The sequence below is a fragment of the Parasphingorhabdus sp. genome, assembly GCF_048269915.1.
Classification (GTDB): Bacteria; Pseudomonadota; Alphaproteobacteria; order Sphingomonadales; family Sphingomonadaceae; genus Parasphingorhabdus.
The window spans coordinates 338,834-350,571 of sequence record NZ_JBLWTY010000003.1 but is presented as its reverse complement, the minus strand read 5'-3'; the positions used below and the strand labels follow the sequence as shown (position 1 = coordinate 350,571).

Sequence of the window (11,738 nt, the reverse complement as noted above, 5' to 3'; positions counted from 1 at the left end):
CGTATTTTGTGGGCAAGTTCATAACCTTTGAAAGATCATCCGGCCCGTGATGCATGTCACGAGCTTCAAACTTTCCAAACGATGGATTTTTCGAAGGCTATTTGCAGCTCGTCGTCACCATAGCGTTCGATGAGGGCGAACAGATAAGCGTCTGCTTCCGAGACGTTGCTGTGCTTCCTCATGGCCGGGTTATAAGTCCGCTTACCACCCAATTGCCGCGATCCGACAAAACCACGGCCGCTGTCCGCTTTCCGGATATTGCGGAGTCCAGTCTAGACGGGCGCGGTCACCCCCGCATCGCGCATGCCGCGCCACACCTGTAACGCCTGCACCGTTTCCGGTACATCATGCACCCGCACGACTTGCGCGCCTTGCTGTATAGCATGATGCGCAAAGGCGATGGAACCACCCAGGCGCTGGTCAACCGGGGCTTCTCTGGACAAGGCCCCGATCATCCGTTTACGGCTTGCGCCAATTAGCAACGGCTGGCCGAGCGCGTGGAACATTGCGATATTGTTCATCAGGGCGAGGTTATCGGTCAGCGACTTGCCGAAGCCGAGACCGGGATCGATGATGATCTTGTCCCGCTCGAAGCCGGCAGCGACCACCTCGGCGACCCGCTGCTCCAGCCAGTCGAGCGTATGGGTGACGATATTGCCATAGCCCTCGCCCTTGTGCGGGTCCTTGCCGCTGGATGGCGCGTGCATCAATACCACCGGGAGACCGGACACGCCGGCCACTTCGAGAGATCTCTTGTCGTGCAGCAAGGCCGAGACATCATTGATCAGATGCGCGCCTGCCGCGATCGCCGCTTCCATCACCGCGGCCTTGCGCGTGTCGATGGACAGCACCGCGCCGCAATGGGCGAGCCTTTCAATCACCGGCACCACGCGCTTGATCTCGTCGCCTTCCCACACCGTATCCGCTCCCGGACGAGTGCTTTCACCGCCGATATCGAGGATCGACGCACCGGACGTGGCCATTGCCAGCCCCGCTTCGGCTGCCTTATCCGGGTCGTCCTGAAGCTTGCCGCCGTCGGAAAAGCTGTCGGGGGTGATATTGAGAATGCCCATGACATGCGGCTGGTCGAACCGGAGCATGCGCTCGCCGCATTGCAATGCTTCATGACGGCGAGTCAGATTGGCGAATAAAGCCGCTGCCCGCTCCGCCATAGGCGCAGGCAAGGCTTGTGACCATTCGGGCCATTGCGTTATGTTGACCAACCCTCTGCGATTTGGTTTTCCCACCTCAAATATCGAATATTCAATCTGAGAAAACCAGATTAAACTATTGTTTAATCGCTTATTTTTAGATTCGTGCCATTGCGGACTGTCGACAAACCCAACCGGCTTCAAATAGAGTTTTGAATCCGCTCCACATGTTTCCAATCCTTCCAATGGCTGGGCCATTTTAAGGTTCTGTGGCCAGTAGATAGGTCTGCCGCAGATTGTCGATCGGCTTCAGCGCCTTGCCATCATCATAGTGCCAGTAGGTCCAGCCATTACAGCTCGGTGCATCCTGTACGGTTGCGCCAATTTTGTGGATCGAACCTTCCTGTCCATCCCACATTATGGAACCGTCGGCGCGTACTTTCACCTTATATTTCCGGTTCTTGCTGCACAATTCGTCACCCGGTTTCAGATAGCCGGTTTCCACCAGCGTGCCGAAGGCAACTCGCGGCTTGGATTTCGGTGACTGCATGGTCTTCAACGAACTTTCGTCGAGCGGCAGGGCTTCGGCAATACGCTGTTCCGCCACTTCACAATAGCTGTCTTCTTTTTCACAACCGATCCATTCACGGCCAAGGCGCTTGGCAACCGCTCCGGTCGTGCCGGTGCCGAAAAACGGGTCGAGCACAACATCACCGGGATTGGTCGTCGCCAGCATGATGCGGTAGAGCAAAGCTTCGGGTTTCTGGGTCGGATGCGCCTTGCTGCCATTGCGTTTCAGCCGTTCCTGGCCGCCGCAAATCGGCATCACCCAGTCGCTGCGCATCTGCAGCTCATCATTGAGATTCTTCATCGCGCGATAGTTGAACGTATATTTCGCCTTTTCTGACTTCGATGCCCAGATCAGGGTTTCGTGCGCATTGGTGAAGCGCGTTCCCTTGAAATTCGGCATCGGATTGGCCTTGCGCCAGATGATGTCGTTGAGGATCCAGTAACCAAGATCCTGCAGCGAAGCGCCGACCCGGAAAATATTATGGTAGCTGCCAATGACCCAAAGCGAGCCATCGGGCTTGAGAATGCGCCGCGCTTCGGCGAGCCATGCGCGGGTGAAGGCATCATAAGCGGCAAAGCTGTCAAAATGATCCCAGGCATCATCCACAGCATCCACCTGCCCGCCTTCAGGGCGATAAAGATCACCGCCAAGCTGCAGATTATAGGGCGGGTCGGCAAACACCATATCGACAGATGCATCCGGAAGCGATGCCATCGCTTCGATACAATCCATCTTCAATATCTGACCCAATGGCAGTTCGACAGCCTTTTTCGCGGTGCGTGTTGCAGTACGTGTTTCTGGCGCCTTTATGCGCTCGATAATCCCCATGAACCTTCAATCCCTTTTTAATTCGCGCTCACGGTGAGTCCGAAGCGCCGGCGGGTCAAGGCCGTTAACATAGGTTAAAGCCGTATCTTTATGGTTAACAACGCCTGCCACGGAAGAACGAAACGAGTCCGCCACCAGATATGGAGTCACGCGCGCCAAGCCAGACTCAATCCCTAGTGGTGTGACGGAAAAGACTCTGTTGCGAAATTTATTTTCTGATTTTCAGAAAATCGAACAAAATCAATTTTGGTTCCCAAAAACTCGTCATCAGGCTATGGACTGGGACAACAGCAAAGCTCCAAAGCGTAAAATCCGGGGGTCGGTGAACATATGGCGCGCAATTTTCGCGATAAATATCAGCATGAATATGGCATCTCTCAGGAGAGCGATGAACCGCGCCCTCATCCCGGCGTTATCGTCGGCGGCGCAGCCGGGCGCGAGAAGCGCAAGGAATATGCAATCGTGTTCGGCTCGAAGATATTCGGATCGATCGCTGCGATATGGTGGATGTTCACCTATGATACGGGCTGGGTCGAATGGTCGGCCTTTATCGTCGGCTATATCATCCTGATGCTCGGAATCGTACTCGGCTTCCACCGCTATTATTCGCACAAATCCTTCGAAACTTCGGTACCGATGCAATATATTCTCGGTGCAATGGCACAAATGTCGATCCAGTCCTCGGTGCTGCGCTGGGCTGCTGATCACCGGCGTCACCATGCCCATAGCGATGAAATTGGCGACGTCCACAGCCCATGGCTTGATGGCAAGGGCAAGCCGACCAGCAAGCTGAAAGGCATGTTCCACTCTCATTTCGGCTGGTTCATGGACGATTGCGTCACCGACATGAGCATCTATGGCAAGGGCCTTGCTGACAATGAAGTCGTGCTGTGGCTGCACAAGACCCGCTGGTTCTGGCTGGTTTTCTCGCTGATCATCTTTCCCGGAGTCTGGGGTCTCGTCTTCGGCGGCTGGGACCATGTGATCGGCACGATCCTGATCGGCGGCTATTTCCGCACATTCGTCGTCTTGCAGATCACTCTGGGCATTTCCAGCTACGCCCATGTGGTCGGGTCACAGCGCCACACCAAGGGCGTCGGCACGGCCAAGAATAGCTTTCTCTTCTCGCTGCTGACCTTCGGCGAAGGCTGGCACAACAATCACCACAAACATCCGCGCGCCAGCTTCCAGGGCATGGCCTGGTGGGAAATCGACATCGCCGGCTATGTCCTGCTGCTGCTCGAGAAAATGGGGCTGGTGTGGAATGTCACCCGGCAACCCAAATATATCAAGAATGACGATGGCGAATGGGTCTTGGCCAAACGCAAGATCGCGCCAAAGCCGGCAAACGCGGAAGCCTAAAGCAACGCGAGCTGAGCGACGGGCGCGAAGCTCTTCCGGTGCAGCGGCGTTGGTCCATATTTCCTGAGCGCCGCCATATGTTCGGCCGTGCCATAGCCCTTGTTCCGCTCCCACCCATATTCCGGGTAAAGCGTCGCCGCTTCGATCATCAACCGGTCGCGATATTCCTTGGCCAATATCGACGCGGCCGAAATACAGGGATGGATCGCATCCCCGCCGATCACCGCTTCCGCTGAATAGGGCCAGCGAGGCAAGCGGTTGCCATCGACCAGCACATGGTTAGGCGTTGCATCCAGACCTTCTACCGCGCGGGTCATTGCGAGCATGGTCGCCTGCAATATGTTGATATCATCAATCTCCACTTCGGAGCATTGGGCGACGGAAAAGCGGGTACAATCCAATATTTCGCTTTCCAGCCGCGCGCGCCTTGCGGCGGTCAGCTTCTTGCTGTCGTCTAGCCCTTTGATAGCGTGACCATCGGGCAGGATGACGGCAGCCGCCACCACGGGACCGGCAAGCGGTCCCCTGCCCGCTTCATCAACCCCGGCGATCATCGTTTTTCATCCCGAAAGTCGGTAACAAACTGATGCCCCAACGGACCGCTGCCTTGACCAAGACCGGGTGCTTCCAAAATGGCGATGCGCGTGAAGGAAATGGCCTGTTCAAAGGCGGTGACCGAGTCGAGTCCGACGCCAAGCCCGAACGCGAGTGCGCTGGCAAATGTGCATCCGGTACCATGGGTGTCGCTGGTGTCGATTTTCTTGCCTTCGATCCGCCTTATCAGGCCGGCGGGGGAATATAACTCGTCTACGACAACAGAATCGTCTCCGTGCCCGCCCTTGACAACAAGATGACAGCCGTGGCTCAATATCCGGTCCTTGCCGCCCAAGGCTTCCAGTTCCGGTAAATTGGGTGTGACGACCGATGCAACATTCATCAACTCGCCGAAGGCCGCAATTGTGTCGGTATCCGCCAGCCTGCTACCGCTGGTCGCAATCATCACTGGATCGAACACAATCGCTATGCTGAGCGGTGCCAGATAATCCGCAACTGCCCGTGCCGCTTCCGCACTGCCGATCATACCAATCTTCACCGCATCAACGCCAATATCGCTGACCACCGATTCAATCTGCTCAAGGATCATTTTGGTGGGGATCTGATGGACAGATTGGACACCCGTCGTATTCTGCGCAGTGATCGCGGTAATCGCGGTCATCGCATGGCCACCCAGCATCGTGATGGTTTTGACATCCGCCTGAATACCAGCGCCGCCACCGCTATCCGAACCGGCAATCGACAATATCCGCGGACAAATTTCGGTCACAGGAACGGCGGCCCGACCTGGTCAGCGGGCAAACCCTTGCCACAGCTTTCACAATCGGGACGCATATCCAGCATCAGCCAGCAACCTCCTCAACTACCGCACAAATCCGGTCGACTACCGCATGGACCTGATCATCATCGTCCCCTTCCGCCATCACCCGGATAAGGGGTTCGGTGCCCGATTTACGGATCACAAGACGACCGGAACCATCAAGCTCCTTCTCGGCTTCCGCGATGACAGCCTTGACCTTTTCACTCTCAAGCGGCTGACCGCTGCTGTAGCGCACGTTCTTGAGCAATTGCGGTACCGGATCAAATAGATGCAATAATTCGCTTGCCGCTTTGCCGCTTTCAACCAGTTCGCCCAGCACCTGCAATGCCGCCACCGTGCCATCGCCAGTGGTACCGTGGTCGAGCATGATCATATGGCCCGATTGCTCGCCACCGACATTATAACCGCCCTTTTTCATCTCTTCGAGCACATAGCGATCCCCGACTTTTGCCCGCACAAGATTCAGATCCTGCGACTGAAGAAATCGCTCAAGTCCCAGATTGGACATCACCGTGGCGACTATACCTCCACCGCGCAACAGGCCTTGCCGGTTCCAGCTTGAACCGATTAGCGCCATCAGCTGATCGCCATCCACAACCTGCCCCTTCTCATCGACAACGATCAGCCGGTCGGCATCCCCGTCCAGAGCGATACCGATATGAGCCCCGGAAGCGAGCACCGTTTCCTGCAATGCCACAACATCCGTGGAACCGCATTTGCTGTTGATATTCAATCCGTCCGGGGTAACTCCAAGCGTGACGACTTCTGCACCCAGTTCCCAAAAAGCCGAGGGTGCAACTTGATATGCCGCGCCATTGGCACAGTCACAGACGATCTTCAGGCCATCCAGCCTGATATGCTCGGGCAAAGACATTTTTACGGCATGGATATAACGGCCGCGAGCATCTTCAAATCTTTTGGCCCTGCCGATATCCGCCGCTGGTGCCAGCGTGACATCCTCTTCCAGATAGGCTTCAATCGTGAATTCATCTTCGTCCGACAATTTGAAACCATCCGGACCAAATAGCTTTATGCCATTGTCCTGATAGGGGTTGTGGCTGGCTGAGATCATCACCCCGAGATCAGCGCGCATCGACCGCGTGAGCAAGGCGACCGCAGGAGTAGGCATCGGACCAACCTGGACCACATCCATCCCGACACTGGTAAACCCCGCAACCAGCGCATTTTCCATCATATAGCCCGAGAGCCGGGTGTCCTTGCCGATCACGACGCGATGCTTGTGATTTCCTCGCATGAAATGGCGACCGGCAGCCTGTCCGACTTTCATGGCAATTTCAGCCGTCATGGGATGGGTATTGGTCAGGCCGCGTATACCGTCGGTTCCAAAAAATTTCTTTGTCATACTCACCTAAATCTCAATATGGTCGCGCCCCATGGGCAAGTCTCTAGCCGATGGATCGACTTGAGACCAAGCGGGAATGAAGCGACTGGCAAAATTTACAAGTAATCATGCCTTGCCAGAACCCGGTGGCCGTGGTTGATGGTCCGAGTACCGCAAGCCAAGGGGCGAAATTTTGAAAAAAGCGCTGATCATACTTCTTGCTCTGGTTCTTGGCATCCTGATCGGGCTGTTCATCGGCACAAAAAGCGAAACGCTGGTCATCGCCGCCGATGTCGTGGGCAATATGTGGCTCAATGCCTTGCGGATGACGGTTATCCCGCTGGTTTTTACCTTGCTGATCGTGGGGATCGGCAAGGCAGCGTCCATGGCCCGCGCCGGACGGATGACGGCGCGCGCGCTATTATTCATGATCATCTTTCTCTGGTGTTCATCGGCCATGGCGGCTTTGGTGACACCCCTGCTATTGGAGGTTTTCCCGCTCAATGGTGATGCGGCAGCTGCGTTGCAATCCGCGCTCGGCGCTGCGGAACCACCGGGAGACGTCCCCCCGTTCAGCGAATTCCTGCGGGCACTCATACCGACCAATGCAATTGCCGCTGCGGCCGAAGATGCGGTGCTGCCGCTGATGATTTTCGCACTGGCCTTCGCCTTTGCCATCACCCGTCTGCCGGATAGCCAGAAATTGATTCTGGATCATTTCTTCAAAGCTTTGGCCGATGCGCTGTTGATCCTTATCCAGTGGGTTTTGGCGCTGGCCCCGCTAGGTGTCTTTGCCCTCGCCCTCGGGGTTGGCGCGAAAGCAGGGCTGGCAGCCTTCGGCGCGTTGTTACATTATGTTCTGATCGTCAGCAGCGTCGGCGCGGTGATCTGGATATTCAGCTACGTCCTGACCTATCTTGGAGCAAAGCGAAGCCCTGTCGCCTTTTTCAAGGCATCAGCGCGCGCCCAGGCGGTGGCAATTTCAACCCAAAGTTCGCTTGCATCGCTGCCTGCCATGGTTAACGGCGTCAAAGCCATGGGTGTGGGTGAACGCTCGGCTGATGTTGTCCTTCCCATCGCTGTCGCCCTGTTCCGCGCGACCGGGCCCTGCATGAATCTCGCTGTCGCCATTTATGTCGCCCATCTGCTTGATATCGAGCTATCGATCGGCGTTCTGGCCATCGGCGTGGCGGTAGCGGCGATCACCACGATGGGAGCTGTCAGCCTTCCCGGATCAATCAGCTTCATCACGTCAATTGCACCGATATGCATCGCCATGGGTATCCCGATAGAACCATTGGTATTGCTTTTGGCGATTGAAACTTTTCCTGATATTATGCGCACCGTGGCTAATGTCAGCGCGGATATGAGCGTGACGGCGACGATCGCCAGACGGGAAGGAGATATGACATGAAGTATCGCAAACTGGGTAGCGAACTGGAAGTTTCCGCGCTTGGCCTCGGCTGCATGCCGATGGCAGGAGTTGGCAAAGACATGTATGGCAAAGCCAACATGGCCGAAAGCCTCGCAACCATTGACCGCGCAATCGAACTGGGCGTCACCTTTTTCGACACCGCTGAAATCTATGGGCCGTTCATCAATGAGGAATTGCTTGGTCGGGCGATCCGCGGGCGCCGTGAGCGTCTGATCATCGCCACCAAATTCGGTTTCTCGTTCAAGGACGGAAAGATGACAGGCGTGGACTCCAGTCCAGCCAATGTGCGCCGCGCCTGCGAAGGATCCCTGCAAAGGCTCGGCGTGGATACCATCGATCTTTTCTACCAGCACCGTGTCGATCCCAATGTCCCGATCGAAGAGACGGTCGGCGCGATGGCCGATCTCGTGGCGGAGGGCAAGGTGCGCTATCTCGGGCTGTCGGAAGCCGGAGCCGAAACGCTTAAAAAGGCCCACGCAACACATCCAATCGCTGCCCTGCAGTCGGAATATTCCCTTTGGGAACGCGACGTCGAGGAGGAAATTCTTCCTGTCTGCCAGGATCTCGATATCGGCTTTGTGCCTTACAGCCCCCTGGGCCGGGGGTTTCTGACCGGTCAAATCAAAAGCCGCGACGATCTTCCCGCAGATGATTATCGCCGCAACGACCCTCGCTATTCAGAAGAGAATTTTGCCCTGAATATGAAACTGGTCGACGCGGTGGAAACAGTCGCTGGCCGGCATCACTGCTCGCCCGCCCAAATTGCGCTGGCCTGGCTGCTGGCGCAGGGCGACTTCATCGTCCCCATCCCCGGCTCCAAAAGACGAGCGACGCTGGAAGACAGCATGGCAGCGGTCGATATCACACTGACCGAAGCAGATCTCGACGAACTGGAAGCAGCGGCACCGATTGGCGGTACCGCCGGGCTTCGCTATGGCGAGAGCTTGATGTCGATGGTCCGCCTTTAAACGCTAGCGATCATAAGCCTTGGGCAAGGCTCCAGGTGCCGGATTGCTGTACCGATCCCGAAGACGCATTTGTCGGTTGCCAAGAGACTGCTCGACGCCGTCGATAATGACTTGGTCGACTTGTGTGGAAAGCTCGAGCGGATCACCCGTCCAGATAACGACATCCGCCTGGCGGCCGGTTTTGAGAGAACCCAATTGTCCGCCCATATCCATTATCTCCGCAGGCACAGAACTGATCGCGGCGAAAGCCTCATCCCAGGTCAGCCCGGTCGCACGAGGCACTTTGGTAAGCGCGACAAGATTGCCGGCATATTGCACGGAGTAACGCAGCTGATGCGCGTCACGGTCATTAATCATGCCGATTGCAACTTTTACGCCCGCATCTTTCATCCGGCCGATGTTCGACTGGGTCGCTGCCAGATCCTCGAAACCATAAGGTAGATCGCTGAGTGCGGAGGCCAGCACAGGCACATGCGCGGAAGCAATATGTTCGGCGACACGCCAGCCTTCGTTGGCCCCGACCAAAACCAGCTTCAACCCCGGGAAGTCCTTGCGCAGATCAAGTACCTTCAGAATGTCATTGGCGCTTTCGACATGGACGAGAAGTTTCGTGGTGCCGTTGATGACCGGCAAAAGCGCCTTGGCATCCGATGCCTTTAACAGATCACTGTCGAAGGCCGCCGGATTCCGCGCATAGGTCTGCGCTTCATTGAGCAGCGCCCGAAAATAAATGTGGGAGGCAGACCGGCTCCCCCCTGCCCGGCTGTGGCCGGTTTCACCCAGTTCGACAAACTGGAACGCGCGCGCTTTGGTGATCGGATCCTCGTCCTGCCCCAAATCAACGATCGCGCCATATCCGCCGAAAATCGAACTGGAAGTGCTCGGAGAGACAACCGCACGCGTGACGCCCGCCGCGCGGTTCACCGCAATCGGAGACGCGAACGGATTGACCGCATATTGCACGTCCAGCGCGGCCGAAAAGGGCGAACCACTGGCGTTCTCGTCATTCGTCTGTGAAACCGCACCGACCTCGACCAGGCCAATCCGGCTGAACCCGGCAAAAATACCCGGTGTGACCCATTTTCCGGTCGCATCGATGCGCCGCGCATCTGCAGGGATTGTTACGTTGGTGCCGGCAGCGACAACCCGGTCACCACGGATCAGCACCGTACCGCCTTCAATTGGCGCGCTGCCATCGCCGATCACGACCCTGCCGCCGGTTATGGCGGTTGTCTGTGCGGACAGAGGGGCTGTGATCAGGGCCGCTGCGGAGGCGAGCAATATAGCGAAGCGATTCATTTCACATCTCCTTCACCAGGCTGGCCAAGCTCGAAATCACTCACCGGACGACGACTTGCATCGCCACTGTCAAACATCAGCGCGCCATCGATCCAGACCTTGTCGGGCCGCGAGTAGACGCTGAGCGGGTTGCCGTTCCACAGCACCATATCCGCCATCTTGCCGGGCTTCAGGCTGCCGGTCATTGCATCAATGCCCATGGCTTTTGCCGGGTTGAGGGTTATCCAGCGGATCGCCTGCGCGTCGCTGATCTCGATCCCCATCGCCCGGCCATCGGCAAGCGCCTTGGCCGCTTCCTGGTTGAGCCGCTGAATCTGGTTCTCGTCATCGCTGTGAATGATCACGCACGCACCGGCTTTCTGGAGCAGCGCGGCATTTTCGGGTATCGCGTCATAGGCTTCCATCTTGAAGCCCCACCAGTCTGCCCAGACCGCCGAACATATGCCTTCTTCTGCCAATATGTCGGCGATCTTGTAACTTTCGACCGCATGATGGAACGCCGTCACCTTATAGCCGAATTCCTTCGACATATCGATGATCTGGGCGAGTTCATCGGCACGGTAGCAATGATTGTGGACCAGTATTTCCCCGTTGAGGACACCGGCCAGCGTTTCCTTGCCAAGGTCACGTTTCGGCGGCTTGGCGTCATTCATCTTGCTGCGATATTCCTGGGCGTCGATCCATGTCTGCCGGTTGACAGCCAGATTGCCCATGCGGGTCGATGGCATGCGATTGCGGCTGCCATAGACCCGCTTGGGATTCTCGCCGCAGGCCATTTTCATGCCATAAGGCGCGCCGGGGAATTTCATTGCCTGTACCGTCCGTGCGGGGACGTTTTTCAGCGTCACCGAACGACCACCGAAAAGATTGGCCGAACCGGGAAGGATTTGCAGCGCGGTGATCCCGCCATTGGCCATCGCCCGGGAAAAGCCGGGATCCTGCGGCCAGACACTATGCTCTGCCCAGACTTCCGGCGTCACCGGTGAAGTCGCTTCATTGCCATCGCTATGCGCCGACACGCTGGGCGTCGGATAGTCGCCAAGATGGCTGTGCACATCAATAATGCCCGGCGTGACATATTTGCCGGTGCCGTCAATGATCGTGGCATCGGTCGGAATTGCGGTGTCCCCGCCGCCGACAGACGTGATTTTGCCATCCGCAATAAACACTATACCATTATCGATCCGTCCGCCTTCCCCGTCGAAGATGGTCACGCCGGTGATCGCTGTCGGAACCGACGGATAGGCTTTGTAGGTTGACGGAAATGGCGCCGTGGCAGGCTTGCTCGATTTGACGGGCGTTGCAGCGCTAGCCGACTTTGTATCCGCTGCTGTAGCCGCGCATCCGGCCATCAGCGTTCCGCCAGCCAGTAGCGCCAGCAAAGCCCGAAATTTCATAGAAAGCCCC

The 11,738-nt window shown here is 56.9% G+C and carries 10 protein-coding genes; 3 read left to right on the top strand and 7 right to left on the bottom strand.

Features of this window, described 5'->3' with window-relative positions; all coding sequences use genetic code 11:
* Positions 1–272: 272 nt before the first annotated feature.
* Positions 273–1,409, bottom strand: coding sequence for a dihydropteroate synthase (gene folP / locus ACN0WX_RS10145; RefSeq protein WP_417622195.1), 1,137 nt, complete (start codon positions 1,407–1,409; stop codon positions 273–275).
* Position 1,410: 1 nt separating this feature from the next.
* The gene (locus ACN0WX_RS10140; RefSeq protein ID WP_417622194.1) at positions 1,411–2,550 is read right to left on the bottom strand and encodes a site-specific DNA-methyltransferase; all 1,140 of its coding nucleotides are present in this window, start codon (positions 2,548–2,550) and stop codon (positions 1,411–1,413) included.
* A 330-nt stretch (positions 2,551–2,880) separates the two neighbouring features.
* Here ACN0WX_RS10140 and ACN0WX_RS10135 point away from each other — a divergent pair, with 330 nt between their 5' ends.
* On the top strand, positions 2,881–3,912 hold the full coding sequence (locus ACN0WX_RS10135; RefSeq protein WP_417622193.1) for an acyl-CoA desaturase: 1,032 nt from the start codon (positions 2,881–2,883) through the stop codon (positions 3,910–3,912).
* Here the strand turns inward: ACN0WX_RS10135 and ACN0WX_RS10130 are convergent.
* The 3 genes from ACN0WX_RS10130 to glmM form a co-directional block, all read right to left on the bottom strand.
* On the bottom strand, positions 3,909–4,466 hold the full coding sequence (locus ACN0WX_RS10130) for a ribonuclease HII (RefSeq protein WP_417622192.1): 558 nt from the start codon (positions 4,464–4,466) through the stop codon (positions 3,909–3,911). The genes ACN0WX_RS10135 and ACN0WX_RS10130 overlap by 4 nt on opposite strands.
* Positions 4,463–5,227 carry a bifunctional hydroxymethylpyrimidine kinase/phosphomethylpyrimidine kinase gene (thiD, locus tag ACN0WX_RS10125; protein ID WP_417622441.1) on the bottom strand — a complete coding sequence of 255 codons (765 nt, stop codon included), beginning with the start codon at positions 5,225–5,227 and terminating at the stop codon, positions 4,463–4,465. Before thiD ends, ACN0WX_RS10130 begins: the two co-directional genes overlap by 4 nt.
* Before the next feature lie 82 nt (positions 5,228–5,309).
* Positions 5,310–6,650 carry a phosphoglucosamine mutase gene (glmM, locus tag ACN0WX_RS10120; protein WP_417622191.1) on the bottom strand — a complete coding sequence of 447 codons (1,341 nt, stop codon included), beginning with the start codon at positions 6,648–6,650 and terminating at the stop codon, positions 5,310–5,312.
* A gap of 172 nt (positions 6,651–6,822) precedes the next feature.
* On the opposite strand from glmM, the gene ACN0WX_RS10115 reads away from it, so the two are divergent.
* Together ACN0WX_RS10115 and ACN0WX_RS10110 are read left to right on the top strand one after the other, a co-directional pair.
* Complete coding sequence (locus tag ACN0WX_RS10115) at positions 6,823–8,043, top strand: dicarboxylate/amino acid:cation symporter (RefSeq protein ID WP_417622190.1); 1,221 nt, start codon at positions 6,823–6,825, stop codon at positions 8,041–8,043.
* Positions 8,040–9,032: an aldo/keto reductase gene (locus ACN0WX_RS10110; protein ID WP_417622189.1), complete on the top strand. Its 993-nt coding sequence runs from the start codon at positions 8,040–8,042 to the stop codon at positions 9,030–9,032. Before ACN0WX_RS10115 ends, ACN0WX_RS10110 begins: the two co-directional genes overlap by 4 nt.
* A 3-nt stretch (positions 9,033–9,035) precedes the next feature.
* Here the strand turns inward: ACN0WX_RS10110 and ACN0WX_RS10105 are convergent, their stop codons facing one another.
* Together ACN0WX_RS10105 and ACN0WX_RS10100 are read right to left on the bottom strand one after the other, a co-directional pair.
* On the bottom strand, positions 9,036–10,331 hold the full coding sequence (locus tag ACN0WX_RS10105) for an amidohydrolase family protein (RefSeq protein ID WP_417622188.1): 1,296 nt from the start codon (positions 10,329–10,331) through the stop codon (positions 9,036–9,038).
* The gene (locus ACN0WX_RS10100; RefSeq protein ID WP_417622187.1) at positions 10,328–11,728 is read right to left on the bottom strand and encodes an amidohydrolase; all 1,401 of its coding nucleotides are present in this window, start codon (positions 11,726–11,728) and stop codon (positions 10,328–10,330) included. The genes ACN0WX_RS10105 and ACN0WX_RS10100 overlap by 4 nt, the downstream gene beginning before the upstream one ends.
* Positions 11,729–11,738 lie beyond the last annotated feature (10 nt).